Origin of the sequence: Nocardia amamiensis NBRC 102102, assembly GCF_001612745.1 — a bacterium.
In the GTDB taxonomy this organism is placed as follows: domain Bacteria; phylum Actinomycetota; class Actinomycetes; order Mycobacteriales; family Mycobacteriaceae; genus Nocardia; species Nocardia amamiensis.
Window position 1 is genome coordinate 1 of the sequence record NZ_BDBA01000101.1, and the last position, 24,764, is coordinate 24,764.

Sequence of the window (24,764 nt, forward strand, 5' to 3'; positions counted from 1 at the left end):
TTAGACTCAGCCTGTGCGTTTGTATCGGGACGAGGCGGTAGTGGTGCGCCAGCACAAGCTGGGCGAGGCGGATCGCATCGTCACGCTGCTCACCCGTCAGCACGGCCTGGTACGCGCGGTCGCCAAGGGGGTGCGGCGCACCAAGTCGCGGTTCGGGGCCCGGTTGGAGCCGTTCTCCTATATCGACGTGCAACTGCATCCAGGGCGCACGCTCGACATCATCACCCAGGTGCAGACGATGGAGTCGTTCGCCGCCGACATCATCGACGACTACGGGCGTTACACCACCGCGTGCGCCGTGCTGGAAACCGCCGAACGCCTGGCGGGCGAGGAGCGCGCGCCCGCGCCCCGGCTGCACGCGCTCACCGCGAGCGCCCTGCGCGCGATCGCGGCCAAACAGCGGCCGCACGAACTGATCCTGGACGCATTCCTATTGCGCGCCATGGGTTTCGCGGGCTGGGCCCCCGCGTTGGACGAGTGCGCCAAGTGCGCGACGCCTGGCCCGCATCGGGCGTTCCACGTCGCGGCCGGTGGCGCGGTATGCGTGCACTGCCGTCCACCGGGCGCGGTGACACCCGCTCCCGGTGTGCTCGACTTCCTGGTCGCGCTGCGTCGGGGGGAGTGGGAGTACGTCGAAACGGTGCCCGAATCGGTGCGCAAACAGGCCAGCGGGCTGGTCGCGGCGCATCTGCAGTGGCATCTGGAGCGTCAGCTGCGCACCCTGCCGCTGGTCGAGCGGTCGAAAGACACAGCCGGACGGAGCCCGTCCGTAGCCGCGCTCGGCCGCGGCTGAGGCAGCCGTAGGGGAGGTCGGACGTCCGTCTTCACCCCGCGCCGGGCTCGGCGAGGCGAGGCAGCCGCAGTTGGAACGGGGTCGGGCGGCGTGCGTCATCGGCCCTCGCCGGGCCGTGTGGAGGGTGGGCAGCCGCAGAGAAGGCGCAGTCGGGCGAAGTCCGTCGTCAGCCCGCGCCGGGCCGAGCGGAGGCGAGGCAGCCGCAGAGAAGGCGCAGTCGGACGGAGTCCGTCGTCAGCCCGCGCCGGGCCGAGCGGAGGCGAGGCAGCCGCCTAATCCACGAACTGCAGCTCTACCTGGGGTAGCTCGATCATGACCCGGGCGCACACCGCGCGGTGCCAGGTGGCCGGGAAGCGGGTGCCGGGCTCGTGCTTGCGGTAGTCGTCGTTGGTCCGGTAGGTGTGTAGCCGGGGCGAGATCTCCCCGGTGTCGATGGCTTCGACCATGGCCTCGATCACCTGCTCGGTCTCCTCCGCGACGGCGGCGAGTTCGCGGGCGACGACGTCCGGGATCTGGAAAGCCCCCTTCTCCCACCGCTCGACGGTGCGCTCGGCGACCGCGAAGAACCGCGCGCACCAGGGGACCGGAAGGCCGAGTAATTCGCGAGTTGCCCGGAAACCGGCCGCGGTCCCGGTGCCTGGTAAATCGGTCACGTTCGAGAAACCCCTCCCCAGTATCACGATCAGGACAAGAATAGATCACCGCCGCCGGTGCAAACCGTGGATTTCATCAGGAAGCAACGCGGCAGTAGGGTCGGCGGCGGCGATCAGGCAGGATGGAGGCCGTGATCCTCCGCCGAGATTCCGCCACCGCGACCGCGCCGAAAACCGCGGGCGTCGTCCGCCCGCCCGCGCCGCATCCGTCCGGAGCTCGGCCGCCGCAGCTGCCGCCCGAACTGGTGCCCAACCACGTCGCGCTGGTAATGGACGGCAACGGCCGCTGGGCCCAAGAGCGCGGGCTGCCGCGCACCGCGGGCCATGAGCGCGGCGAAGCGGTGCTGATGGACACCGTCGAGGGCTGCATCGAGATCGGTGTGAAGTGGCTGTCGGCCTACGCCTTCTCCACCGAGAACTGGCGGCGCAGCCCCGAGGAAGTCCGCTTCCTCATGGGCTTCAACCGCGACGTGATCCGTCGCCGCCGCGACGAGATGAACGAGATGGGCGTGCGTGTGCGCTGGGCCGGTCGCAGGCCGCGCCTGTGGCGCAGCGTGATCAAGGAATTGGAGATCGCCGAGGAACTCACCAAGAACAACACGGTGATGACCCTCACCATGTGCGTCAATTACGGTGGACGCGCCGAAATCGCCGACGCCGCAAGGGAGATCGCGCGCCGCGTGGCGGCGGGGGAGATCGATCCGGAGAAGGTCACCGAGGCCACGCTGGCGAAATACCTCGACGAGCCCGACATGCCGGACGTTGACCTGTTCCTGCGCCCGTCGGGCGAGTTCCGCAGCTCGAATTTCCTCATCTGGCAGTCGGCGTACGCCGAATTCGTCTACCAGCACACGCTGTTTCCGGATTTCGACCGGCGCAATCTGTGGGAGGCCTGCGTCGAGTACGCGAAGCGGGACCGCCGTTTCGGCGGCGCCAAGTGAACGGGGACGCGGAGATGGACGCGGCGGTGACTCCCGACCAGGAGCTGCAGGCACGCGCCGGAGCGTGCCTGTCGCGGTATGACATCGATGTGCGCGTCGACCCCGAAGGGTCGCTCGGATTCGAGTACCAGGGCGCGCTGTGCTCGCTGCGTGCGGTGAATCTCGCGCCCGGCCTGGACGTGCTGACCCTGACCTGCGTGCTGGCCTGGGATCGCCCACTGAAGCCGCAGCTGCACAAGCGCGTCGCCGAGCGCAACAACGCGCTGCAGTTCGGCTCGCTCACCGTGATCAGCCGCGGCAAGCTCGCCGACGTGATCCTGCGCTACACCTTCCCGGCTGCGGGCCTGGACGACCAGGCGCTGACCACGATGCTGCTGCTCGTGCTGTCCAACGCGAGCCGCGCCAGGCAGGGACTGCTGCCTTGAGTCCCGCCACTCACCTGCTTTCGCCTGCTGTTCGGGCGGCGGTTTCCCCGTAGGGCAGCAGCGTCCGCACGCCGCGCGCCAGCGTTTCCGGGTCCAGGTCCTCGAGGATGAGGTGCTGGAGGATGAACCCGGGCAGCAGCCCGATGATCGCCTTGGCGACGGCATCGACGTCGGCGTCGTGCGGTAGCCAGCCCTTTTCGCACATGCGCTGCGCGTAGGTGACCCACAGCGCTCGCATCGCGACGATCGCCTCGCGTACCATCACGGCCGCCTTGGGATGGACCAGTGCCAGCGCCCAAGCCTGCGGCGCCAGCCGCACCGGCCCGTCGGGTCCGCTGCAGCGCACGACCTCCTCGGCGACCACGGCGATCACTTCTGCGGGCGTCGGGAGCGGGTCGCGTCCGATCGCCTGCTCCATCGCCACGCGCAGCCGCACCGTCGTCTCGTTGGCCAGTGCCGTGATCAGCTCGTCTTTGCTCTTGAAGTAGCGGTATACCGCGCCGGCCGACAGGCCCGACTCCGCGAACACGTCTTGCATCGAGGTCTCGTGGAACCCCCTGCGGGCGAAGCATTTCCGCGCGGCGTCCAGGATCTGCCGCCTGCGGCGTTCCAGATGCTCTTCGGTAACTCGGGGCATGTCCTCCAAATTAAAACGAATATCCGTTCTTGACAACTTGGTGCGGACGTGCGACGGTCGGAGGACCTAAAAAGAACGATCATTCGATTTATGGGAGATGGTTATGAACACCGTGCAGCGGGCGCTCGCTCTCGGTCTCGGCGCCGCCCTGCTCCAGGCGTTGCTTCTGATCGCGTTCGCCTGGCCCGCCACGAATATCGCGCCCCGCGACCTGCCGCTGGCCGTCACCGGCCCGCAAGCCGGGATGGTTCGCGACAGGCTCGCGGAACTCAGGCCGGGTGCCTTCGAGGTCAGCACGCCCGCGGACGAAGCCGCCGCCCGAGTCGCGATCGCGGACCGGGAGGTCTACGGGGCAATCGTCACCGGAGACGGTCGGCCGCGTCTGCTGATCGCCACCGGTGCGAGTCCCGCTGTCGCGCAGCAGCTCACCCAGATCGGGCAGCAGTTTTCCGGCGCACCCGCGACGCGCGTGGAGGACGTGGTGCCCGCTGATCCGGACGATCCGCGCGGCGCGGCGTTCGGCGCAATGGTGCTGCCACTGGTGATGTCCGGCGTCGCGGCGGGTGTGCTGCTCGCGCTGCTGGTCCCCGCAGTCGGCGGCAAGGTGATCGGGCTGGTGACCTTCGGTGTCGCGGGCGGGCTGCTGAGCATGGCCGTCGTCCAGGGTTGGCTGTCGCTGGTGCCGGGGTCCTACCTGGTGCTCGCCTCGGTCGTCGGGCTGGTCTCGATCGTGGTCGCCGGTTCGGTGGTCGGGACGGCCGCCGTGCTCGGCCGCGCGGGCATCGGGATCGCGGCGATCACCATGCTGCTGGTCGGCAACCCGTTCTCCGCGGCCACCTCGGCGCCGGAGTTGCTGCCACAGCCGTGGGGTGCGATCGGCCAGCTGCTGCCGCCGGGCGCGGCCGCTTCGCTGCTGCGTTCGGTTGCGTTCTTCGACGGAACCGCCGCCGCCGGCCCGCTCATGGTCCTGCTGGTCTGGGGCGCGGTCGCCCTCGCGCTGCTCGGCGTCGGCGCGCTGCGGGCACGTTCCGGCGAGACGCGGGAGTCGGCGCTGAATCCGATCCCGGTGGGTTGAACCCGAGAACCGAGACAAGGGAGGGCCGTCCTCGTCCGAGGCGGCCCTCCTGTCGTCACTTGTTCCGTTGCCGCGCCTCGACGCAGGACGTGCAGGTGCCGAACACCTCCAGGGTGTGGCTGATCTCGGTGAACCCGTGCTCGCACGCGATCGCCTCGGCCCACGCTTCGACGGTCGGGCCTTCCACCTCGACGGTGCGGCCGCAGTTGCGGCAGACCAGGTGGTGATGGTGGCCGGTGGAGCACTGGCGGTAGACCGATTCACCGGAGTCGGTGCGCAGCACGTCCACCATGCCCGCGTCGGCCAGCGACTGCAGCGTCCGGTAGACCGTGGTCAGGCCGATGCCCTCGCCACGTTTACGCAGCTCGTCGTGTAGCTCCTGGGCGGAGCGGAACTCGTCGATGTCCCCGAGCAGCGCGGCGATGGCGCTGCGCTGCCTGGTGCTGCGGATGCCGACCGGTTTCTGCGGAGCGGCCGTGTTGTCTGGCACGAATCACCCTTCCTCGGCGTGTGCGACGGCGTCGACGACGATGTGCGCCAGATGGTCGTCGACGAGTTCGTAGAGCACTTCGCGACCCGACCGCTCCCCGTGCACGACGCCAGCGGACTTGAGGATACGCAGATGCTGACTGACCAGTGGTTGGGTGACACCGAGGGCGTCGACCAATTCGTGCACACAGCGCGGCGACTCGCGCAACTGCAGCACGATAGCAATACGCACCGGCGCTGCCAGCGCCCGCAACAACTCGCCCGCGTCCTCCAGTACGGTTCGCGCGGGAACCGGCGCCGGGCCGGGCGACCGATACGGGTTGTGTGGCGCGGCGGTCTCGGCAGTCATGTCACCAACTCCTTAATGGAAAGCATTACCAGTTTGCATATGCACGGGTGCGCATGTCAAACGGACGCGCGGGTACCGTGCGGTTGAAACCGGCCACTGCAATGCCGATAGGCTGGGCACAATCGCAGTGTGCAATGGGAACTATCTTGTTCGATGCACACAACAATCCGACTCGCAGTGGATGGAGAATTCTCGCGTGGCACCCAAGTCGAAGGTGGACACCGTTGCCAACCTCGCCAAGCGCCGGGGTCTGGTGTACCCGTGCGGTGAGATCTACGGAGGCACCAAGTCGGCATGGGACTACGGTCCGCTGGGTGTCGAGCTCAAGGAGAACATCAAGAAGCAGTGGTGGCGTGCCATGGTCACCAGCCGCGAGGACGTCGTCGGCCTCGACTCCTCGGTGATCCTGCCGCGCCAGGTGTGGGTCGCCTCCGGCCACGTCGGCGTGTTCAACGACCCGCTGGTGGAATGCCTCAACTGCCACCACCGATTCCGGCAGGACCACCTGCAGGAGGCGTACGCGCTGAAGAACAAACTCGATGACCCGGACGCGGTCTCGATGGAACTCATCGCCTGCCCGAACTGCGGCACGGTCGGCCGCTGGACCGAGCCGCGCGACTTCAACATGATGCTCAGGACCTTCCTCGGCCCGATCGAGTCCGACGAGGGCCTGCACTACCTGCGCCCGGAGACCGCCCAGGGCATCTTCGTGAACTTCGCCAATGTGATGACCACCGCGCGCAAGAAGCCGCCGTTCGGTATCGCGCAGATCGGCAAGAGCTTCCGCAACGAGATCACCCCGGGCAACTTCATCTTCCGCACCCGCGAGTTCGAGCAGATGGAGATGGAGTACTTCGTCAAGCCGGGCGAGGACGAGGAGTGGTACAAGTACTGGATCGAGACCCGGCTCTCCTGGTACACCGACCTCGGCATCACCCCCGAGAACCTGCGGCTGTTCGTGCACCCGAAGGACAAGCTCTCGCACTACTCGGCGGGCACCACCGACATCGAGTACCGGTTCGGCTTCCAGGGCAACGAGTGGGGTGAGCTGGAGGGCATCGCCAACCGCACCGACTTCGACCTGAAGACGCACTCCGAGCACTCCGGCACCGAGCTGAGCTTCTTCGACCAGACCACCAACGAGCGCTACATCCCGTACGTCATCGAACCGGCCGCAGGCCTGACCCGGTCGCTGATGGCGTTCCTGGTCGACGCGTACGCCGAGGACGAAGCGCCGAACGCCAAGGGCGGGGTGGACACCCGCACGGTGTTGCGTCTGGATCGCCGGCTCGCCCCGGTGAAGGCGGCGGTGCTCCCGCTGTCGCGCAACGCCGATCTGACGCCGAAGGCGAAGGACCTCGCGGCGCGACTGCGCAAGAACTGGAATGTCGAGTTCGACGACGCGGGCGCCATCGGTCGCCGCTACCGTCGCCAGGACGAGATCGGCACTCCGTTCTGCGTCACGGTCGACTTCGAGACGCTGGACGATCAGGCGGTGACCATCCGCGAGCGCGACTCGATGACCCAGGAGCGCATCGCCCTGGACAAGGTGGAGGGCTACCTGGCCCAGCACCTGATCGGCGCCTGACTTCGCCTGGCCTCGCCCCGTGACCGTCATCGGTCACGGGGCGTTGTCGTTCAGGAACCGTTCTTGCGCATGATGATTCCGATCGTTGTCGGAATGAGCAGCGCGGCGCCCCATGGCACCGCCACCCAGAACGGCCAGAAGTAGCCCGCGCCGGTGGCCAGGTAGATCGCCACGCACAGGGCGTTGACGAACACCCACGGAATCCACATGATCGTGACCCACTGTGGGATGCCTTTGGCCCGAGCCGGTCGCGAATTCCGTTGCGCGGGAAGGTCGGACAGCAGCGGTGTGAGTTCGCCATAGGTCTTCGCGGCGTATACCTGCTGCAATCGTTCGTCGAACTCGTTCAGCGACAGTCTGCCCTCGTTCATCGCCAAACGGAGTTGGTCGACGATCTTTTCGCGATCGGCGTCGGACGCCCGCACGTGATCCTTGCTCACAATGCCAGCCTAGGGCTACGGAGTTGGTTGCGCGCCGAGACCGGTCAGCGCGGAACGTCCCAGAACGCGAGCTCGTGCCGCATTCCTTCCCGGAACAGTGCTTCCGCGCGTGCGGGATCGGCACCGGACTCGTCGAGCATCTGCGCGCACCGACGAGTGAGGGCGGCGAACCCGGGATCGGCGTACGTGTCGACCCAGCGGCGATAGCGCGGCTCGGTGGGCGGGTTCCGGGCCAGCCGCGCTCCGAGGGTCGAATACCCCCACATGCATGGGTAGAGGGCGGCGAGGCCCTCGCCATAGGACGCGGCGGAATCCAGCAGGAACGCCGTATAGGCCGCGCACGGTGCGCCTTTGACGGCCCCATCGAGATCGGCGGCGAACTCCGCGGCCAGTGAGCGGTGCAGCGACAGCTCCTCGTGGTAGGTGGCGTGGGCGAGGTCGACCAAGTCGCCGAGGTGGTCCGCGGGGGCCTGCCAGGCGAGGCGGGCGAACACCCGGACGTAGTCGAGCAGGAACAGATAATCCTGCTCCAACCAGGACCGGAAGATCGGTTCGGGCAAGGTGCCCTCCGCGATACCCGCGACGGTGGGGTGGGCGAGCTGCTCCTCGACCGACGGCAGGCCGATGTCCTCCAAATGTGCCGAGAGACTCATACCGGCAGTCTTCCTCATCCGGCCGTCCGGTCGGTTTGCGGACATGCCGATGGTGCCGCACCCTTGCGAGGTGTCATGGGATGAGGACGATCTGGTTCGGGTGCTGGCGCCCTCGGAGCAGCGGTTTGTGCGGCACGGCACCTACACGGGCCGGTCGGTGTCGGTGCGGGGCGCGCTCGACCCCGCGGCGCTGCGGGAGGCGTTCGCGACGTTGCGGCGCGCCTATCCGGTGGTGGGTTGCCGCATCGTGGAAGACGCCGCGGGACAGGGATATCTGCTGCATCCGGACGAGCGGGCGTGGGTCCAGGCTTCGGTGCGCGAGGGTGACGCGGCGGAGGTCGGCCTTCCCCTGGTGGACCCCGCGGCCCAGCTGGCGTATCTGGACGTCGTCTACTCGGGCGCGGACCGCTGGCGTGTCACGTTGTTCGTGCACCACAGCGTCGCCGATGCCGGGCATTGCGTCGCACTCCTCACGCGACTGTGGGCGTACTACACCGACATCGTCGAACAGGTGCCGATAACTGTTGTGCCACAGGACCTTCCCCGATCGTTGGAGTGGTACGTCGCGGCCCGCGGCATCGCCAAGGCCGCCGCGTCCGGATTCGAGGATGTGACCAAGCCTCTCCCGCCGGAAGCAAGCCGCCCTGCCGACAGCGAGCGACCCGCCCCGGCCGCTCTGGCACGCCCTCGGCGCGTGCGGCTGGATGCGGACGTCACCGCGCGGATCGTTGGGCTCGGCGGCGCGTCGGGCGCGACGGTCAATGGACTGCTCACCGCCGCATTGCTCCGTGCGTACGCGCGCGAGACTGCGGGCGGCGCGATCCCGCTGGGCTGTCTGTATCCCGTGGATCTCCGGACGCGGCTCCAGCCGCCGGTTCCCGGGGCGGCCGGCACCAATATGGCCGGGCTGACTTCGTTCGCCGCGCGAGTGGACCCGGCCGCAAGTCCGGTCGAACTGGCACAGCGCATTTCGGCTCGCCTGGCGCAGGATCTTTCCGAAGGCATCGTGCAGCAGTCCGTTCTGCATTTCTCGGATTTCTACGGCACCACGCGGATCAACTCCCTTGCCGGGCATATCGCCGTGACCAACACCGGCGTCGTTCCCGCTTTCCGAATACCGCCGACCATCGAGCTGACGGACTACGAGATCGTCTACCTCTCCGCCCATCCCCGCCCTTCCGCCGGCGCGTCGGCTGCGGTCACCTTCCTCGTTTACACCTTCGCGCACGAGCTGACCGTTGGCGTGCTCGGCGGCGGTGCGCACGCAGACGGTCTGCTCGCCGCGGTACGAACCGAGCTGACCGCGCTGTCGTCCGTCTGCGCCCGCTGAGCGACTGGTCGCGCGGACTGGTGCCCACAGCGTGTTCGCGCTGCCGTGCCACGCGCGCCTTGCCGCTCGGTGGACAGCGCGAGCACGCCGGGGCGCCCATCCGCTCAGAGCTACCGGCCCTATTTCGGCTGGATGGGCTCTTGCAGCTCGGTGACCCACCCCGCCGGGTCCTCGGTGTAGACCAGGGTCACTTCGCGGCTCGGACCGACGAGGCGATAGCCGTTCTCGTCGATCCAGCGCGCGAGCGTTTGCCAGGGTTCCAGTACCAGGTCCATGCTGCCGTGGTGCACGACGGTCGCGACCCGGTCGATCGTGGGCAGGTCGACCACCGTGAGACCGTGCTCGCCGTCCGGGGCCAGGTCGACCTGCATCGCGGCGTGGACGAGCACCGTGCCGTCGCCGCGTTCCTCGTAGTAGGCGATACCGTCGCCGACCGGCGTGATCTGCGCGCGTTCCAGCCGCGCGCACAGGTCGTCGAACAGTGGGCCGATCACCGGACCGATCGACTCGGGCTCGAAATCGGCCGCGATTCCGGTCAATTCGGCTACCCGAACGGCGGGGACGGATTTGATCACCACATCGTGGACAGGCATGACGCCCTCCTTCTCGATGACGCGGAGCCTCGTCTCGACTTGGGCAAGCCGGGCGCGGTCGCTCGCGATGCGCTGCTCGAGCTCGGCGCGGCGGAGCATGAGCATGCCGCGCAGCTCGGCGCCGCCCACCCGCTCGTCCAGGATCCGGCGCACCTGTTCCAGGGTGAAGCCGAGATCCTTCAGTGCGACGATGCGGTTGAGCCGGGCGAGCTGCCCGGCCTCGTAATAGCGGTAGCCGCTGGTGGGGTCGACCCGATCCGGGCGCAGCAGCCCGATCGAGTCGTAGTGGCGCAGCATGCGCACCGACACCCGTCCGTGTCTGGCGAAGTCTCCGATACTGAACATGACGAGTCCTGGTCTATGGCCTCACACGGTGTCAGGGTCAAGCTTCAGAATCTTCCGCCGCGGCCGATCCGCCGGGAGCCGGTCGAGCCGCCGTACGAGCCCGGGCTCCAGCCGCCCCCGGAATGTCGCGCTCCGCCGGCCGCCCCGCGCAGCAGTGCTTCGAGCAGTATGCCGCCGAGTACCGCTCCGGCCTGAGCGCCGCCGGACGGAGCCCGGCTGCTCTCCCATGCCCGCACGCTCGTCTGTGCCGCTTGCAGTGCGCGTCCGCCCAGATCGGCCGCTGACTGCGCGTGCCGCAGGGCCTCCGCTTGGTCGATGGAGGTCAACCGCTGCGCCTCGTCGAGATGGCGCTGTGCCTCCGACAGCCGGGTGCGTGCCTCGGCGTCGATCCCGCCGCGCCGGGTGGTGATGTAGTCGGCGGCAGCGCCGATCCGGGCGCGGGCGTCGGTGAGTGCCCGGTCGAGCCTGCGCCGCAGGTCCTCGGCGGCGCGTTGGCGATCGGTGGCGGACGCGATGGCGCGGTCGAGATCGGCGTCGGCGGTCACCGCGTCATGGAAGGCGCTCAGCGGGTCGGTGTCCGCCGCGGAGGCCGCCTTCTCCAGGACGGATTGGGCGGCGGCGCGGGTGCGGGCCAGATCAGGCCCGCCGTGGGCGGACAGTTCGGTGGCGGCGGCGAGATCGCGGCGCAACTCGTCCAGCACGCCGGGCAGTCCGTCGCGGGCCTGCTGAATGGTGCTCGACGCGTTGTCCACCGCGTCGAGCAGGGCGCGGGCCTGACCGATCGCGGCTTCGGCGGAGCGAATGGCGGCGACCACGCCTCCCTGCTCCCCGACCGGACGGCTGAGCGCGGCGCGCCCGGCGTCGATGTTCTGCTCCGTGAAGGCGATCCGCTCGCGCGCCATCCGCACGTTGTCGTGGATCGGCGCGAGGACGCTTGCCGGATGGGCGGCGGCGAGCCTGTGCAACTCGGCTTCCGAGCCGGGAAAGCGTGCGGTGACGTCGACCATGCCCCTGGTGAGTGCGTCCAACCGTGCTGCGGCGCCCAGCAGCAGATCGCGCATCGCGTCGAACTCGGTGACCTGCGCGTCCAGTTCCCGGTCGGCGCGCCCGACTGTACTGATCAGCTCGACCAGCAGTGCGCGCCGTTCCTCCGGCGTCTCCGGGATGGCGTCGTCGAGGCGCTGCCGGATCGCGAAAGCCTTGGCGGTGGCGGTTCTCGCGTGCTCGAGCGCGGTGCGGAAGGGCGTGGTGGCGGTGACGCCGAACTCCGCGGTCGCCAAGTCGAGTTCCGCACCGCTGGTACGGACCGCGTTGTCGATCTCGACCAAGGCCTCCTGCGATCGGGCCTGCAATGCCTCCAGCGACAGCGCCGACAGCGCCGTCGTGTTCTCGGGGTCCAGTTGCCGAGCAACTGCCAGTTCGGCCTCGGATCTCTGCCGGCGACGCTTGCGCGCGTACCAGAGTAGTACACCGGCCGTGAGGACGACCAGCATCCCGATGACCAGCAAAGCGCGGACGCTCACGCCGCCGCCGCGCATCGCCGCGTCCAGACCGTCGGCCGCCGCCACCCCGGCGTCGGCCCACCGCTCGTCGCGCAACGCGGGTTCGACCTCGCTGGTCAGGATCTCATCGAGTTCGGAATCGCTTATCTCGCTGGGCACTTCGCCCTCGAGCCAGTACGCGCGATCCTCGGTGGCGACGGCGAGCAGCAGGTCCCGTTGGCCGAATCCGGACATCGACGCGGTGCGCCGGGCCCAGTCCTGCGTGTCGAGGCCGTCGAAGTCGCGCACGTACACCACCCACAGCCGGATCTGCTGGTCGGCGTAGAGCTGGTCGATCGAATCGCGCACCCGGTCGCGCTGGAGATCGTCGATGGCGTCCGCCGGGTCTTCGACGTAGGTGTTCATCCGCAGCGGCGGTTCCGCCGCGACCGTCCCGCCGCCGGACAGGGCGATGGCGGCCAGCACGACGCCGATCGCGAGCCGGCGAGCGAGGCGATTCCGCGGCGGCAGTGCCATGGCACGAATCTAGCTCGCTAGCATCGTTTCGTGATCACCATCGATCGCCCTTACACCGGCCACGTGTCGCCGGAGTCGAACCCGCAGCAGCGCGACGTCCCCGGTGCCCGCATCGTCAAGATGTCCGTCGGTCACATGGACAACAACTGCTACCTGGTGCAGTGCGCGAACACCGGCGCCGCTGTGCTCATCGATGCCGCCAACGAGGCGCCGCGCATCGCCGCCCTGGTCGAGCAGGAGGCGCCCGGGCGAGTCCAGCTGATCGTCACCACGCACCGGCACCGGGACCACTGGATGGCGCTGAAGGAGACCGTGGCCGCGACCGTCGCCCCGACCGCGGCTCACCCGCTGGACGCCGACGCGCTCCCGGTCCGCCCGGACCGGCTGCTCAACGACCGCGACGTCATCCGGATCGGCGACCTGGTCTTCGAGATCATCCACCTGCGCGGCCACACACCCGGCTCGATCACCCTCGCGCTCACCGACGACGCCGATCGCACCCACCTGTTCACCGGCGACTCCCTGTTCCCCGGGGGCGTCGGCCGCACCACTTCCGCGGCGGACTTCACCTCCCTCTTCACGGACGTCACGACCAAGCTCTTCGACCGCTACCCCGACGACACGGCGGTCTATCCCGGGCACGGCGACGACACCACGCTCGGAACCGAACGTCCGCACCTGCCCGACTGGCAAGCCCGAGGCTGGTAGTTCGAGCGTCTCGCGCATGCAAGCAGTCCGTCAGTGTCTGTCGCGGATGTCGCGGGGCACCAGCCGCGTTCGCGCGGGCGGGTTCGTCGGCCACGACGACGCGGCAGCCTCAACGTGACGTGCGTATCCCGCGTCCGCTCGAACGCCGGCTGACGCGGATCGCGCAATGTTGCTGACCGGCTCCGAGACGGCCGACGCGTGGGTGGTCATCGTCCGAGTCCGTGCGAGAAGTTCGGCGAGCTGTGCGAGGCTCGGCATCGGAGCCGAGTGCCTGCGGGGCGCAGTCAAGCCAATGGAGTCCAGCTGGGATCTAACCAGCGACCTTCCGCGTGTGAGGCGGACGAACGGTGTCGGCCATCCGAGACGCCGGCGCCGTTCCTGGCAGACTTGGGGGGGTGGATTTGCCAACGATGCGCACCCGAGCTGTTCGGGCCCCCGATCCGGCGCGGCCGCGCGGCTTCGGTGCGGGATTGCTGCGCTGGTCGCGGCGACTGGTCGTCGGGTCGGTCGTGATGGCGGCCGTGCTGGTGGGCGGAACCGCGTTTCGGGTATGGCAGGTCGCGCGCATCGATGACTACACGAAAGCCGACGCGATCGTGGTGCTCGGCGCAGCGCAGTACTCCGGAACGCCGTCCTCGGTGTTCGAAGCGCGACTGGACCGGGCCTACCGGCTGTTCCGCGCCGGTGTCGCCCCCCGCGTGATCACCGTGGGCGGCAAGCAGGAAGGCGACCTGTTCACCGAAGCGGCTTCGGGCAAGAACTATCTGCAGGCGCGCGGCGTGCCGAGCGATAAGATACTGGCGGTGGAGACCGGCTCGGACACGCTGCGCAGCGTCGAGGCGGTCGCGACGGCGATGCGGGCGCGGGATATGTCTTCGGCGGTGCTGGTCAGCGATCCGTGGCATTCGCTGCGCACCCGCACGATGGCTCGCGACGAAGGCTTGGCCGCGTGGACAGCGCCGACCAGGACCGGTCCGGCGGTCTACACACGCGAATCCCAGGCACACGGCATCGCCAGGGAGACCGGCGCACTGCTGTGGTACCAACTCACCCACTTCTCGGCCGACTTCAGCTACACGGCGGGACAGTGAGATTCGATGAGTGGCCTATACACCGAGCACGACCGGGACCGCCTCGTCGTCGAGGGAGCCAAGACCGCGGGCCTCGGACCGCCGCGCAGTGAGTTCGAGACCGGCCACCGCACCGAGTTCGCGCGCGACCGCGCCCGGGTGCTGCACTCCGCCGCGCTGCGCAGGCTGGCCGACAAAACCCAGGTCATGGGCCCGCGCGATGGTGACACGCCGCGCACCCGGCTCACCCATTCGATCGAAGTCGCCCAGATCGGCCGCAGCATCGCCGACGGCCTCGGCTGTGATCCGGACCTGGCCGACCTGGCCGGTCTCGCCCATGACATCGGCCACCCGCCCTATGGCCACAACGGTGAGATGGCGCTGGACACCTTCGCCGACGCCTACGGCGGGTTCGAAGGAAACGCGCAGAACCTGCGCATCCTCACCCGTCTGGAACCCAAAGTGCTGGAGTCCGACGGCACCAGCGCCGGTCTCAACCTCACCCGCGCGGCATTGGACGCGGCGCTCAAATACCCCTGGGGCCGAACGGGTCCCGGCACGAAATTCGGCGCGTACGAGGTCGACGCCGAGCGGCTGGAGTGGATCCGCAAGGATGCGCCGGACCGGCGGCGCAGCCTGGAATGCCAGATCATGGACTGGTCCGACGACGTCGCCTACTCGGTGCACGACGTCGAGGACGGCGTGCTCGCCGGTCGCATCGACCTGCGTGCGCTGGCCGACCCCACCGAACAGGACGCATTGGCCGCGCTCGGCCAGTTCCAGCATTCGCTGGCGGCCGACGAACTGATCGCCGCGGCGCAACGGCTGTCGGAGCTACCGGTGGTCGCGGCGGCGACCGGATACGACGGCACGTTCACCGCCTCGGTCGCGCTGAAACGCCTCACCAGCGAGCTGGTCGGACGCTTCGCCACCGCCGCGATCATGGCGACCAAGGCGGTCGCCGGTCCGCAACCGCTGTCCCGCTACGCCGCCGACCTGGAGGTCCCGCGCATCGCCGCCGCCGAGGTCGCGTTGCTGAAGACGGTCGCACTGCGCTACGTGATGTCCGACCCGGCGCACCGGCTGCGGCAGGCCGCCCAGCGCGAACGCATCCTCGCGGTGGCCGATCGCCTGCTGGCTACCGCCCCGCACAGCCTCGACCCGGTGCTGCTGCCGTTCTGGGACGCGGCCGCCGACGACACAGCCCGCGTCCGCGTCATCGTCGACCAGATCGCCTCCTACACCGAAAGCCGCCTCGAGCGAGTCGCCGTCGACCTGCGCGCCTGACGGGCACAGCCCTACGCAGGCCGCGCTGGGTCGAGCAGAACCGCGGCAGCTGATGCTCGAGGCCGACGCCGGAGGAACAGCTGCGCTCGTCGCGGTAGTGATGGTGCAGTGCGGGTTGCCCCGCCTCGGTGACCGGCTCTTCGGCCGAGGTTCCCGTGGAGCGGTGCTCGGTGCACAAGCGGTGTCCGGACGATTCGAGCGCGGCTCTGGTGGCGCGAGAGCCGGTCGTCCTGCTACAGCGTGTCAGGCAGCCCGAAGCCGATCCGTAGCCCGCAGCGCCAGTGCGAGGACGCCGTTGCTGCTCCCCACCGCGCAGGGTGTTGAGGCATGACGAAGCCGGTCCGCACCCGCGCCGGGTCGGACACGCACGGCAGCGGCATGCAGGCGCGCCGTTCGTTGGCAGGCTGCGCCGGGCCAGTGAGCAGCCGCCCGGTGCGACGAGCCGCGCGGGCGCGGCGGCGCCCGGTTCGCTTAGACTCACTGCCGTGGCCGGACGACTTCCTGATCGCGATATCGCGGCAATACGCGAACGCGTCCGGATCGAAGACGTGGTGGGGGAGTACGTCGCGCTGAAACGCGCGGGTGCTGATTCCATGAAGGGCCTGTGCCCGTTCCACGACGAGAAGTCGCCGTCGTTCCACGTGCGGCCCAACCACGGCCTGTTCCACTGCTTCGGCTGCGGCGAGGGCGGCGACGTGTTCGCCTTCCTGCAGAAGATGGAGCACGTCGGATTCGTCGAGGCGGTCGAGCAGCTGGCCGACCGGATCGGCTACCGGATCAACTACGAGGGCGGCGGCACCTCGGTGCAGCGCGATCGCGGCACCCGCGCCCGGCTGGTCGCGGCCAACGCGGCGGCGCACGAGTTCTACATGGCCCAGTTGCGCGAGCCGGGTGCCGAGGCGGCACACAGGTACCTCACCGAACGCAACTTCGACGCGGCCGCCGCCCAGCAGTTCGGCTGCGGCTTCGCCCCCGCCGGGTGGGACACGCTCACCAAGCACCTGCTGCGCAAGGGGTTCGACGTCAAGGAGCTGGAGGCGGCCGGGCTGTCCAGGCAGGGCCAGCGCGGCCCGATCGACCGCTTCCACCGGCGTCTGCTGTGGCCGATCCGCAATCTCGGCGGCGACGTCATCGGGTTCGGCGCACGCAAGCTCTTCGACGACGACACCATGCCCGGCAAGTACATCAACACGCCGGAGACGGTGCTGTACAAGAAGTCTCAGGTGCTCTTCGGTCTCGACCACGCCAAGCGCGAAATCGCCAAGGGGCACCAGGCGGTGGTGGTCGAGGGCTACACCGACGTCATGGCGATGCATCTGGCCGGTGTGAAAACCGCCGTCGCCTCCTGCGGCACCGCCTTCGGCGACGAGCATTTGGCTTTGCTGCGCCGCCTGATGATGGACGACAATTTCTGGCGCGGCGAGATCATCTACACCTTCGACGGCGACGCCGCGGGCCAAGCCGCGGCGCTGAAAGCCTTTTCGGGCGACCAGAAACTGGCGGGCCAGACCTACATCGCCATCGCGCCGGACGGCCAGGACCCATGTGAATTGCGGCAGCATTCCGGCGACGCCGCCGTGCGCGACCTGGTCGCGCGCCGAACACCGCTGTACGAGTTCGTGATTCGCGGGCTGCTGGCCGACCACAACCTGGATACCGCCGAGGGGCAGGTCGAGGCGCTTCGCCGTGCGGTGCCGGTAGTCGCGCAGATCAAGGACAACGCGCTGCGTAAGGCCTATGCCACCAAACTGGCGGGCTGGGTCGGCTGGGACGACATCCAGACCGTCGTGCGCCGCGTGGGCGAGGAGGCCAAGCGGCATCGCAACGGCGGCGGACGCCCCACGGCGGGCCGAGCATCAGCGCCGCGCGAAGTAGTCGCGGAACATCCTGCGGCACGGCCCAATCCGAACGATCCCATGCTCCTGCCGCAACGACAGGTGCTGGCGGCGGCCCTGCAATACCCGGCTATGGCCGGCGCGGGTTTCGACGCGCTCGAGTCCGAAGCCTTCACCCATCCCGCCTACGCGGTGATTCGCACGCTGATCGCCGCGGCGGGCGGCACGGCGGCCGGGCTCGGCGGCGCCGAGTGGGTCAATGCCGTCGCCGATCGCACCGACGACCTGGCCGTGCGCGCGCTGCTGTCGGAGCTGGCCACCGAGCCGCTGCCGGTGAAATCGGAGGCGGACATCCCGCGCTTCATCGCCGGTGTGCTGGCGCGCACCCAGGAGGCCTGGGTGGGCAGGCAGATCGCCGAACTCAAGTCCAAGCTGCAGCGGGTGTCCTCGACCGAACAGCCGGACGCCTATTTCGCCCTCTTCGGCGACCTCGTCGCGCTGGAGCAATATCGCAAGAGCCTGCTCACCCAGGCGATGGGCAACCACGGCGACTTCGCCACCGGGGCGTAGGGCTGCCGCGCGGGCGTGATCTCGCGCACATTCAACCCCGGCCAGCCGGGAATCTACTGTGCGAAGTGCGGGTGGCTGAGGTCAGCGACGCAACTGGTCATGCGGCACCAGGACGGTGGTCCGCTCGTCGAGCGGTTCCATCGGCTCCAGGCGCGGACGGGTGCTGAGCTTGTCCGACAGCTTCTGCCTGCCGACGAGCACGAGTTTGCGGGTCACCGGGCTCTCGGTCAGCGCGCGGGTCGCGGCGCTGATCTGTTCGTAGCGAGCCCGCCCGGCTTTGCTGCCGAGGACGTACCCGGCCGCAATGCCGATGATCAACCGCAGCATCTCGATGTGCTCCTCCCAGTTGCCAGTTCGCCGCTCCTATCCTGCCCGACGCCCCATACGCGTGTCGATCCGGATACCCGCTGTCGGCGCGCCGCCGGCCGGGGACAAGTCAGCAGGTAGCGACGCGATTTGGGCTCCCGCCCAGCGATACGCTAAAGTTTCTCCTCGGCCCGCCCGGTAGCCACCGGACGCGCCAGGATCAATCCCCTATAGCTCAATTGGCAGAGCAGCCGACTGTTAATCGGCAGGTTTCTGGTTCGAGTCCAGATGGGGGAGCAGAATCAGCAGGTCAAGCCGGGTAGCTCGGCTTGACCTGCTTCTTTTATCGGTATGTAACCAGGAATACACCAAAGTTTCCGGGCCAGAATTCCAATCAGTTGAACGGCCTGGCGGTTGTCCGTCGCAGGTTCGTGCCCTCGGCGGGGCACATCGAAGATGGGAACGCGGGTGACCTGGGAATCTGCTCTGGTCAACTGGTAGTTGAAGCGGATTTCGCTCTTGGTTGAGACGAGATGCGCAAGAGCCAAACAGCTTGGTGTGCGGATCTCCAGAACCGGGCTGCAGTCGGCCCGCCCGGTCCGGCCCCAAGATAGGGGACCGGACCGGCATGCGCTCGGGTGAACCGCCGCGTGGGCCAGCACATGCTCGCCTTGTGCGAGTGCATCGCCAGATTGCGCTGGCACACACAGCAATGAGAATGAGGTGCTCCCGCTCGAGACGGGTTGCGCGGCGGCGGGCTATGGCGCCGCGTAGTCGGCTTCTTGGGGATCCGGGTCCGGTCCAACCTCGACCGGACCCGGGTTTGCTCGTTTCACGGCGCGACCCATCCCCACAGGTGCTGGCCCCGGAACCCCGTGCAGGCATGCCAGCCGGTAGTCGGTCTGGCGACGGGCGTGGTCGGAGACGGCCACATGGCGTAGTGCGAACAGACACAGCTCGAAGGGGTGACATCTCGGTTACGCACTCCTTGAATGCTCGCTTGAATCGGTGCGCGACGGCGGCGGGAGCGAGTTGGAGTTTACGCAGGTAGATGCGGGTGACGGCGGGCGGTGGATGGTGGGCTTTCTGGGGTAACGGAGGTGCCGCGCCTGCGGCTCACAGAATGCGCCACGTAATCCGGGCATCGGCGCGTAACGCCTCGACCCGTCGCACGACCTCGGCGGCGGCGGTCGAGCCTGGAGCTGACTTGCGGGGTTCGCGCAGGACGTTGCCGAGCGGTTCGAACAGGTCTTTCGCGTCGTAGACCGGCCAGGCGTCAGCGTTGCCGTTGGGCTCGATGCAGATCATGTGACCTTCGGTCTCGGGCCGCCACGTCGTCAGGCGCAGCGCGGGTCGCCACCCGAATGTGGCTGCCAGACTGTTGAGTTCGTTGGACTTCGCGGTCGCCTCGTCATTGGTGATGAAGGCGGTGCAGTTCGATGGATTTGGCCCACGAGACCAGGTAGTGACCCTCGAGTGCCGCGCCGATGGCGTCCCACAAATCCCGGTAGCCGGGCAGCAGGGCGTGAGCGGTGTCGAGATCGGGGCGGGCGTCGAGTTGCCATGGATAGTTCCGGGTGCGGTACGCATCAATCGGTGGTCGGGCAGCCGGTAGCCGGGGTCGGGCTGTGCGGGTCGTAGACGGCAATCACGGCCACGATGCCGGATGCCGTCTCGTAGTTGCCAGGTGGCGTGGAGACCGGTCGCCAGCTCTGTGGAGCAGATCCCTCCCCGGCCGTGCCGAGGACTGGCACACCCGCGGTGTTCAAAACCGCTGTGTCACAAACGGTTAGCGCTCGTATGCGGCGCGGGCTCGTTGGCTGGCGGGGCTGGTCACAGGTGCTACCTCTCGAGGTACAGGCGTTCGTTCGGCAGTCGCGGGAACTCGCGCTTGTCCAGGTCGACGGTCACCGCATCGACGTAGCGGCGGGCCTGGTGCTCCTGGACGAAGATCAATGCGGCGGTCAGACAGGCAACAAAGTCCAGGCGCTGCCCGTGCAGGAACACACTCAGGTGCACATCGGGTTCGGTGGGCGATGGCGACCTGTCCGGGGTTGGCGCGGTGGTGCTCATAGCGCGGGCTGGCGGGTGGGGGCCAGGCAGGTGTGCACCGCATACAGCACTGCACGCCCTGAGGGACGGAATACCGAGTGCGCGGCGGTGATCCACACCTGGTGCTCCGAGCCCTGATCGGCCGGGGACGGTAGCGCGACGTGATCGCCGTTGCCCAACACGGTGATTCGGCGAGCATGGAACAACGCGGCTTCGGCAGCGATCATCGTGGCCGGAATATCCGAGCGAACCAAGAACGTCCACGTGTGCGAGCGCGGATGGGTCACGATCGGCCAACCACCGTGTTTGTTGCGCTCGAGGTGAACCTTCACCATCTGCCCCAACTCCGTAGGCATCGCGACTGCCCACACCATGCCAGCGGTGAGACTGATGCGGCCGGTGTCTGGTTGGAGTACGGCGGGCAGATGGCACACGCTGCGGTAGTAGTCCACTCGCGAACGTGGCGTATCCGCCATCACCGGCGCGGAAGGCCCGGTGGGCGGCGTAGTCGGCTGCGGGGTGTTCATGACCGCCCCTGTGCGGTGTTGTGCTCGCGGATGATCCCCATGGTCGAACGTTTGGGGGCCTCGACATCGGTCAGTATGGCGGCTGATCGGTTTGTGCCATCACCTGATGGCCGGTCACGCCTCGCCGCGGATGGTCGCGGGTTCAGCTCGTCGGAATGTCTCATGCGCGGGCCTCCCTGGTGACGCTTCCAACAACGAGGGGCATCCGGCGGCTTTGCAACGGATTCCCCGAAAACGGGTTCTGGTTCAAAATCGTGGCCCGCCAACAGCATCGGCAGGAACCGCACAGAGGTGGGGTATCGTAGGCGTACCGTAGGTATTTTCCAGGTCAGGCACTGGAAAGTAGGGGCACGCGTGTACTTCCAGGATCCGGCCGGCCACTACCTGGAGATCATCACCCGGCCGTACGGGTCGGGCGCGGACTGACCCGCGAGGCCAACAGCTCGACGCCGTCGCCGCGCAGCGCCGGCAACATTCGCGGCCGGTTGCCGAGCACCGAGACCAGCTCGGCCGCGCGGCCCTCGACGACGGGGCCTTTGTCGCCGTGCGTCCAGTCGATATCGGTGGCGCGCAGCCGCAATCCGCGGCTGTTCCGGAATGCCGGAACGAACGGATTCGGCACGGCCACTTGAGTGTTGAGCACCGCGACGAGGGCATCTGCTGGAATCGACGGCTCACGGTCGATCGCGAAGAGGATGTCGAGCTCATGGGTGATGTGATCGCCGAGCAGGAGCCGAGGCGGGAAGACCCGCCCCAACCCGCGCGGCCGGTACAACAGCCGTTCGAAGTCGTCGAGCAGATCGGCGGGGCTCCGGTCGGCGGCCAGAGCCCGTGCCATCGCTGCGTTCGCCCGGTCTAATGAGCCTCTGTGGCGCAGTAGCTCGGTCGCGGCGACGCCGGCGCCCGCGCGGTACCCGATCACAAGATGCGCCAGCACGCCGTGGTTGGTCCACGCGTCGCACAGGCTGGGTTGCGCCCACTCGTCGGCGCTGAAGCCCGCCGCGAGCGCTCGGAATCGTTCGTCGTTGCTGCGCAACCGTTCACGCACGGACACCGAGATTCTCCTGCAGGAAGGCGGTTTGATCGGACAGCACCCGGCCGACGAGCGGCGGATGGTAGATGTCGAAGTGGTCGGAGTCGTAGTGGCGAGCGACGCCGCGGGGGGCGCGCCGCGCGACCAGCGCGGCATACGCGGGATCCATCAGGTTCTCGCGATCGCACACGCACACCAGCAGTGGCGCCTTGACGTTGCGGGCGTGCCGGATGGCCGACGTCGTCACCATGCCCATGGCATCGGCGGCGGCGATGCGGTTGTCGAACCGGCCGCCCGGCGGGACCGTGGAGTTCCATCCGGCTTCCGCGCCCTCGACGGTGACCATCGCGAAACGTCCCGGCGCCCCGACGATCGGCACGTACCGGCGGCCATGCCCTGTGGCACGTCGGAATAGGTCCTCGACGATCGCGGGCGTCATGCGTAGCGATGCCATGAGCCCGAGCCGGCGGGCGGCTGCGGGCCCGTGCACGATCGGGCACTGCACGACGGCGACCGCTATATCGTCGCGGGCCGCCGCCACCCGGATCACGTTCATGCCGCCGAGGCTGGTGCCCCATAACCCGATCCGCGTCGAGTCGATGTCCTGACGGCCTGCGAGAAACGCCAGCGCGGCGTCGACGTCATGGCACTGCTCAGTTATCGAGATGTGTTGCCGCGGTTGCCCGCCCGATTCGCCGGTGTTGCGGTAATCGAAGGCCAGGACAGCGATGCCTGCCGTGGCGAAGTGCTGCTCGTATTGAGCGAGCATCATGTCGTGCGTCGCACCGAGACCGTGCACCAACACCACCGCCGGGTGCGGGCCGTTTCCCGTGGGCAGCGTCAACCACGCCGCGCATCGGGTGCCATCGGAACGGAAAACGACGCGTTCGGTCGGGATCGTCGCCGGCATCGAGCCTCCTAATATAGGTACGGTGTACGTATCGCTATACTGATTTACGTACGATGTACTTGTCAAGCGGTGATACGCCGCTTGCACGTAGAGCAAGGGGGTCAGAAAGGCATTGCGCGCACGATTCACCACCGACGAGATCGGCGCCGCGGCGCTGGGCATCGTCGACGAGGCCGGCGTGAGCGCGTTGAGCATGCGGGCACTCGCCGCGGCACTGGGCACGGGCCCGATGACGATGTACAACTACGTGCCCGACAAGGAGGGGCTGGAGGAACTCGTGGTCGCCGCGATCGTCGCGGAGGTGCAGGTACCCGAGCCGACGTCCAACTGGGTTGACGACGTGTACGCGGTGGCCGACGCGATGTGGCGGGGTATCCGGGCGCATCCCGCCGCGATCCCGCTGGTGTTGACGCGCCGGACGTCGTCAGCGACCGGTTTCGCCGTGGCCGATGCGCTCATCGAGGCGCTCGGCCGCGGCGGGCTGAAGGATGCGGACCGTCTCGCCGCGTTCCATGCGGTGCTCGCGTTTGTGGTCGGCGCGGCACAGGCGGAACTCGCGGGTCCGTTGACGCGGGGCCGCGACGCGAGCGACGCCGCGGCGCGCATCGGTTCGGTTGCCGGCGCGAGCTACCCGAATATCGAGGCGCTGTCACGCGTCGCGATGCGCACATCCGTCGAAGATGATTTCGATCAGGGGCTGCGCATGCTGCTTGACGGGATCGCCGCGCGCGGTGTCAGGCGGCGCCGTCGTTAGCTCACGGTGTGACCGCGCCTTTCTTCCTGGTTGCGGTAATCGTCGGCCAGCTTGCCGACGTGCTTGGGTAGCGCGCCTGCCGCAAACGTCATCTCGTACCCCCGGGCGCCATATGGTGGTTGGGTAGCACCCGGCGCCGGGGAGGTCGAAACTCGACCCGACGCCGGGGCTGAGAACAAACATCGACAGCGCGACCTCCGGAGATCGTTCCGCTGTGGAACGCTGACAACGTCAATTCGGCAGCGGGTTTCGCCGAGGCGGCATTCGTTCGCAGTGGCGTGTTGATGTCGCGGCCGGGGTCGTTGTGTGTTGCCCTCGAATGCGCGGAAGGTGTCGCCGACCGCATCGAATCCCAAGTCCGGACAAGGGGCGAAGTCGAGACCTACGGGATGCTGCACCTGCAGGCCGGACTCGTCGCCGCCATCCTCGGACGCGACCCCAACCCACACTTGGATGAGGCGGCCGAGCAAATAGACCGCCTGGACACCACAGCCTCGGGTACGTCACTGCTGTGCAATCCGTCTTTCCACCCGGCGAACGTCACCCTGTGGCGGATGGCGGCGGCGATGGAACTGCGCGATCCTGACCGCGTCATCGCGTTAGCGCCCACCGTCGACCCGATGACGATCGGCGAGGACGGGCGGCGAGCGCAGTACTTCGTGGAAGTCGGCCGCGCCTACGCTCTGCGCCGCGACTACCGTTCGTCGTTGAATGCTCTGCTACGGGCAGAACACACTGCACCGCAGCACATCCGCACCATGAACGTCGTGCGGGAGTTGGTCGGGCACATGATGCGGACCGCGTGCTGAGACCTCATCACGGGCGACCTTGGACGACTGGCCCAACGGGTAGGAGTCGTGCCCGCGTGACAGGGTGGAGGGTCACCCAGGCCGCTGGGCTGCTCCCGTACTTTCCCCGGATAAACGGGCGACGCGATCAGCTTGCCGAAGGCATACGGGTCCCCAGCTTTGTCATCGGAGCTCGTCCTCGACCGCTGTCGCCAGGCGTGTGGCGTCCTCCTCGTCGTGGTCGCTGACGGTTGACGCGAGCTTCTTGGTGCCGCGGTAGGCGGCCCTTCCTGCGGCGGGTGCGTCGATGATGTCGATGATCGGGCGTACCGCGGTATCCGGATGTTGGCCCAGCAGCGTACCGAGCACTGCGGCAGCGACTTTCATACCTTTTCCCACCTCGCTGGCGAAGCTGGAACGGACGAGCCGAGCCGGGCCCCAGGTCACGTAAGCGAGGTCCGGGTTCTCGTTGGTGGCGAGGATGCCGAGCAGCTCGTTGGCCCGACGCTGCTGCGCGTTGGATCTGGCGAAGGTGAACCCGGCACGCAGCTCGAGGTCGTCGAAGTCGATGGCATCGGCTCGCGCGCCGGGAACC

Annotated in this window: 28 protein-coding genes, 1 tRNA gene and 1 pseudogene; 14 read left to right on the forward strand and 16 right to left on the reverse strand. The window is 68.3% G+C overall.

All coding sequences use genetic code 11. The annotated features are described in order from the left end of the window. The first annotated feature begins 13 nt into the window (after positions 1 to 13). Positions 14 to 793 carry a DNA repair protein RecO gene (recO, locus tag NA4_RS19625; RefSeq protein WP_067471695.1) on the forward strand — a complete coding sequence of 260 codons (780 nt, stop codon included), beginning with the start codon at positions 14 to 16 and terminating at the stop codon, positions 791 to 793. A 272-nt stretch (positions 794 to 1,065) separates the two neighbouring features. Here the strand turns inward: recO and NA4_RS19630 are convergent, their stop codons facing one another. Continuing rightward, positions 1,066 to 1,446, reverse strand: a complete 381-nt coding sequence (locus NA4_RS19630; RefSeq protein WP_169811072.1) for an Aca2/YdiL-like domain-containing protein — start codon at positions 1,444 to 1,446, stop codon at positions 1,066 to 1,068. A 122-nt stretch (positions 1,447 to 1,568) separates the two neighbouring features. On the opposite strand from NA4_RS19630, the gene NA4_RS19635 reads away from it, so the two are divergent. Continuing rightward, positions 1,569 to 2,387: an isoprenyl transferase gene (locus NA4_RS19635; RefSeq protein WP_067471698.1), complete on the forward strand. Its 819-nt coding sequence runs from the start codon at positions 1,569 to 1,571 to the stop codon at positions 2,385 to 2,387. 14 nt (positions 2,388 to 2,401) lie between these two features. Continuing rightward, on the forward strand, positions 2,402 to 2,812 hold the full coding sequence (locus NA4_RS19640; protein WP_157129151.1) for a YbjN domain-containing protein: 411 nt from the start codon (positions 2,402 to 2,404) through the stop codon (positions 2,810 to 2,812). A gap of 10 nt (positions 2,813 to 2,822) precedes the next feature. On the opposite strand, the gene NA4_RS19645 is transcribed toward NA4_RS19640, so the two are convergent. Further along, on the reverse strand, positions 2,823 to 3,449 hold the full coding sequence (locus tag NA4_RS19645; RefSeq protein ID WP_067471701.1) for a TetR/AcrR family transcriptional regulator: 627 nt from the start codon (positions 3,447 to 3,449) through the stop codon (positions 2,823 to 2,825). A 103-nt stretch (positions 3,450 to 3,552) separates the two neighbouring features. Here NA4_RS19645 and NA4_RS19650 point away from each other — a divergent pair, with 103 nt between their 5' ends. Further along, positions 3,553 to 4,524, forward strand: a complete 972-nt coding sequence (locus tag NA4_RS19650) for an ABC transporter permease (protein ID WP_067471704.1) — start codon at positions 3,553 to 3,555, stop codon at positions 4,522 to 4,524. 55 nt (positions 4,525 to 4,579) lie between these two features. Here NA4_RS19650 and NA4_RS19655 read toward each other — a convergent pair whose 3' ends face one another. After that, complete coding sequence (locus NA4_RS19655) at positions 4,580 to 5,014, reverse strand: Fur family transcriptional regulator (protein WP_067471707.1); 435 nt, start codon at positions 5,012 to 5,014, stop codon at positions 4,580 to 4,582. Positions 5,015 to 5,017: 3 nt separating this feature from the next. Next, the gene (locus tag NA4_RS19660) at positions 5,018 to 5,362 is read right to left on the reverse strand and encodes an ArsR/SmtB family transcription factor (RefSeq protein WP_067471710.1); all 345 of its coding nucleotides are present in this window, start codon (positions 5,360 to 5,362) and stop codon (positions 5,018 to 5,020) included. A 196-nt stretch (positions 5,363 to 5,558) separates the two neighbouring features. Between NA4_RS19660 and NA4_RS19665 the strand changes: the two genes are divergently transcribed. After that, complete coding sequence (locus NA4_RS19665; protein WP_067471763.1) at positions 5,559 to 6,950, forward strand: glycine--tRNA ligase; 1,392 nt, start codon at positions 5,559 to 5,561, stop codon at positions 6,948 to 6,950. Between the two features lie 50 nt (positions 6,951 to 7,000). Here NA4_RS19665 and NA4_RS19670 read toward each other — a convergent pair whose 3' ends face one another. Then, the gene (locus tag NA4_RS19670; RefSeq protein WP_067471712.1) at positions 7,001 to 7,390 is read right to left on the reverse strand and encodes a DUF1707 domain-containing protein; all 390 of its coding nucleotides are present in this window, start codon (positions 7,388 to 7,390) and stop codon (positions 7,001 to 7,003) included. A gap of 44 nt (positions 7,391 to 7,434) precedes the next feature. Further along, the gene (locus tag NA4_RS19675; RefSeq protein ID WP_067471715.1) at positions 7,435 to 8,043 is read right to left on the reverse strand and encodes a TenA family protein; all 609 of its coding nucleotides are present in this window, start codon (positions 8,041 to 8,043) and stop codon (positions 7,435 to 7,437) included. A 70-nt stretch (positions 8,044 to 8,113) separates the two neighbouring features. Between NA4_RS19675 and NA4_RS19680 the strand changes: the two genes are divergently transcribed. Further along, a complete protein-coding gene (locus NA4_RS19680) occupies positions 8,114 to 9,373 on the forward strand; it encodes a phthiocerol/phthiodiolone dimycocerosyl transferase family protein (protein ID WP_245671493.1) in 1,260 nt (419 codons plus the stop codon). A gap of 119 nt (positions 9,374 to 9,492) precedes the next feature. On the opposite strand, the gene NA4_RS19685 is transcribed toward NA4_RS19680, so the two are convergent. After that, complete coding sequence (locus NA4_RS19685; RefSeq protein WP_067471718.1) at positions 9,493 to 10,311, reverse strand: MerR family transcriptional regulator; 819 nt, start codon at positions 10,309 to 10,311, stop codon at positions 9,493 to 9,495. 44 nt (positions 10,312 to 10,355) lie between these two features. Further along, positions 10,356 to 12,329 (reverse strand): TPM domain-containing protein, encoded by a 1,974-nt coding sequence (locus NA4_RS19690; protein WP_067471721.1) that lies wholly within the window; start codon positions 12,327 to 12,329, stop codon positions 10,356 to 10,358. 30 nt (positions 12,330 to 12,359) lie between these two features. Here NA4_RS19690 and NA4_RS19695 point away from each other — a divergent pair, with 30 nt between their 5' ends. The 4 genes from NA4_RS19695 (at position 12,360) to dnaG (ending at position 17,799) form a co-directional block, all read left to right on the forward strand. After that, on the forward strand, positions 12,360 to 13,037 hold the full coding sequence (locus tag NA4_RS19695) for an MBL fold metallo-hydrolase (protein WP_067471724.1): 678 nt from the start codon (positions 12,360 to 12,362) through the stop codon (positions 13,035 to 13,037). A gap of 410 nt (positions 13,038 to 13,447) precedes the next feature. Next, positions 13,448 to 14,128, forward strand: coding sequence for a YdcF family protein (locus NA4_RS19700; RefSeq protein WP_067471726.1), 681 nt, complete (start codon positions 13,448 to 13,450; stop codon positions 14,126 to 14,128). Positions 14,129 to 14,134: 6 nt separating this feature from the next. Continuing rightward, positions 14,135 to 15,394 carry a deoxyguanosinetriphosphate triphosphohydrolase gene (locus NA4_RS19705; protein ID WP_067471729.1) on the forward strand — a complete coding sequence of 420 codons (1,260 nt, stop codon included), beginning with the start codon at positions 14,135 to 14,137 and terminating at the stop codon, positions 15,392 to 15,394. A 485-nt stretch (positions 15,395 to 15,879) separates the two neighbouring features. Next, positions 15,880 to 17,799, forward strand: a complete 1,920-nt coding sequence (gene dnaG, locus NA4_RS19710; protein WP_067471731.1) for a DNA primase — start codon at positions 15,880 to 15,882, stop codon at positions 17,797 to 17,799. An 81-nt stretch (positions 17,800 to 17,880) separates the two neighbouring features. Here the strand turns inward: dnaG and NA4_RS19715 are convergent, their stop codons facing one another. After that, the gene (locus NA4_RS19715) at positions 17,881 to 18,126 is read right to left on the reverse strand and encodes a hypothetical protein (protein ID WP_067471734.1); all 246 of its coding nucleotides are present in this window, start codon (positions 18,124 to 18,126) and stop codon (positions 17,881 to 17,883) included. 203 nt (positions 18,127 to 18,329) lie between these two features. On the opposite strand from NA4_RS19715, the gene NA4_RS19720 reads away from it, so the two are divergent. Further along, positions 18,330 to 18,402 (forward strand) — tRNA-Asn (locus NA4_RS19720). A gap of 819 nt (positions 18,403 to 19,221) precedes the next feature. Here NA4_RS19720 and NA4_RS42155 read toward each other — a convergent pair. From NA4_RS42155 to NA4_RS19740, 4 genes are all read right to left on the reverse strand, one after another. Then, positions 19,222 to 19,413: a hypothetical protein gene (locus tag NA4_RS42155; RefSeq protein ID WP_067471737.1), complete on the reverse strand. Its 192-nt coding sequence runs from the start codon at positions 19,411 to 19,413 to the stop codon at positions 19,222 to 19,224. A 103-nt stretch (positions 19,414 to 19,516) separates the two neighbouring features. Next, the gene (locus tag NA4_RS41440; RefSeq protein WP_169811071.1) at positions 19,517 to 19,753 is read right to left on the reverse strand and encodes a hypothetical protein; all 237 of its coding nucleotides are present in this window, start codon (positions 19,751 to 19,753) and stop codon (positions 19,517 to 19,519) included. A 194-nt stretch (positions 19,754 to 19,947) separates the two neighbouring features. Then, positions 19,948 to 20,178 carry a hypothetical protein gene (locus NA4_RS19735; RefSeq protein WP_067471742.1) on the reverse strand — a complete coding sequence of 77 codons (231 nt, stop codon included), beginning with the start codon at positions 20,176 to 20,178 and terminating at the stop codon, positions 19,948 to 19,950. After that, a complete protein-coding gene (locus NA4_RS19740) occupies positions 20,175 to 20,684 on the reverse strand; it encodes a DNA-directed RNA polymerase subunit beta (protein ID WP_157129150.1) in 510 nt (169 codons plus the stop codon). Before NA4_RS19740 ends, NA4_RS19735 begins: the two co-directional genes overlap by 4 nt. Before the next feature lie 345 nt (positions 20,685 to 21,029). Between NA4_RS19740 and NA4_RS42675 the strand changes: the two are divergent. After that, positions 21,030 to 21,110, forward strand: a pseudogene (locus NA4_RS42675) (VOC family protein); the annotation flags it as partial. Here NA4_RS42675 and NA4_RS19745 read toward each other — a convergent pair. Together NA4_RS19745 and NA4_RS19750 are read right to left on the reverse strand one after the other, a co-directional pair. Continuing rightward, complete coding sequence (locus NA4_RS19745; protein ID WP_067471748.1) at positions 21,079 to 21,738, reverse strand: maleylpyruvate isomerase family mycothiol-dependent enzyme; 660 nt, start codon at positions 21,736 to 21,738, stop codon at positions 21,079 to 21,081. The pseudogene NA4_RS42675 and the gene NA4_RS19745 sit on opposite strands and share 32 nt — an antisense overlap. Beyond that, entirely contained in the window at positions 21,725 to 22,822 is a 1,098-nt protein-coding gene (locus NA4_RS19750; protein WP_245671494.1) for an alpha/beta hydrolase, read from the reverse strand. The genes NA4_RS19745 and NA4_RS19750 overlap by 14 nt, the downstream gene beginning before the upstream one ends. On the opposite strand from NA4_RS19750, the gene NA4_RS19755 reads away from it, so the two are divergent. Continuing rightward, complete coding sequence (locus NA4_RS19755) at positions 22,740 to 23,381, forward strand: TetR/AcrR family transcriptional regulator (protein WP_067471751.1); 642 nt, start codon at positions 22,740 to 22,742, stop codon at positions 23,379 to 23,381. The genes NA4_RS19750 and NA4_RS19755 overlap by 83 nt on opposite strands. 284 nt (positions 23,382 to 23,665) lie before the next feature. Further along, positions 23,666 to 24,190: a hypothetical protein gene (locus NA4_RS19760; RefSeq protein WP_067471754.1), complete on the forward strand. Its 525-nt coding sequence runs from the start codon at positions 23,666 to 23,668 to the stop codon at positions 24,188 to 24,190. Between the two features lie 162 nt (positions 24,191 to 24,352). Here the strand turns inward: NA4_RS19760 and NA4_RS41445 are convergent. After that, on the reverse strand, positions 24,353 to 24,764 hold a 412-nt coding region (locus NA4_RS41445; protein ID WP_218022322.1), incomplete at its 5' end, for a hypothetical protein.

What these genes read in the sequence shown, in the direction of transcription:
- NA4_RS19650 (WP_067471704.1), top strand. Translation starts at nt 3,553, where the DNA reads ATGAACACCGTGCAGCGGGCGCTCGCTCTCGGTCTCGGCGCCGCCCTG.
- NA4_RS19635 (WP_067471698.1), top strand. Translation starts at nt 1,569, where the DNA reads ATGGAGGCCGTGATCCTCCGCCGAGATTCCGCCACCGCGACCGCGCCG.
- NA4_RS19685 (WP_067471718.1), bottom strand. Translation starts at nt 10,311, where the DNA reads ATGTTCAGTATCGGAGACTTCGCCAGACACGGACGGGTGTCGGTGCGC.
- NA4_RS19660 (WP_067471710.1), bottom strand. Translation starts at nt 5,362, where the DNA reads ATGACTGCCGAGACCGCCGCGCCACACAACCCGTATCGGTCGCCCGGC.
- NA4_RS19675 (WP_067471715.1), bottom strand. Translation starts at nt 8,043, where the DNA reads ATGAGTCTCTCGGCACATTTGGAGGACATCGGCCTGCCGTCGGTCGAG.
- NA4_RS19715 (WP_067471734.1), bottom strand. Translation starts at nt 18,126, where the DNA reads ATGCTGCGGTTGATCATCGGCATTGCGGCCGGGTACGTCCTCGGCAGC.
- NA4_RS42155 (WP_067471737.1), bottom strand. Translation starts at nt 19,413, where the DNA reads ATGATCTGCATCGAGCCCAACGGCAACGCTGACGCCTGGCCGGTCTAC.
- NA4_RS19645 (WP_067471701.1), bottom strand. Translation starts at nt 3,449, where the DNA reads ATGCCCCGAGTTACCGAAGAGCATCTGGAACGCCGCAGGCGGCAGATC.
- NA4_RS19750 (WP_245671494.1), bottom strand. Translation starts at nt 22,822, where the DNA reads ATGCTCAACGCGCTCACGCCGGCCTCGTCGACGATGCCCAGCGCCGCG.
- NA4_RS19640 (WP_157129151.1), top strand. Translation starts at nt 2,402, where the DNA reads ATGGACGCGGCGGTGACTCCCGACCAGGAGCTGCAGGCACGCGCCGGA.
- NA4_RS19735 (WP_067471742.1), bottom strand. Translation starts at nt 20,178, where the DNA reads ATGAGCACCACCGCGCCAACCCCGGACAGGTCGCCATCGCCCACCGAA.
- NA4_RS19760 (WP_067471754.1), top strand. Translation starts at nt 23,666, where the DNA reads ATGTCGCGGCCGGGGTCGTTGTGTGTTGCCCTCGAATGCGCGGAAGGT.
- NA4_RS19740 (WP_157129150.1), bottom strand. Translation starts at nt 20,684, where the DNA reads ATGAACACCCCGCAGCCGACTACGCCGCCCACCGGGCCTTCCGCGCCG.
- NA4_RS19705 (WP_067471729.1), top strand. Translation starts at nt 14,135, where the DNA reads ATGAGTGGCCTATACACCGAGCACGACCGGGACCGCCTCGTCGTCGAG.
- NA4_RS19690 (WP_067471721.1), bottom strand. Translation starts at nt 12,329, where the DNA reads ATGGCACTGCCGCCGCGGAATCGCCTCGCTCGCCGGCTCGCGATCGGC.
- NA4_RS19700 (WP_067471726.1), top strand. Translation starts at nt 13,448, where the DNA reads ATGCGCACCCGAGCTGTTCGGGCCCCCGATCCGGCGCGGCCGCGCGGC.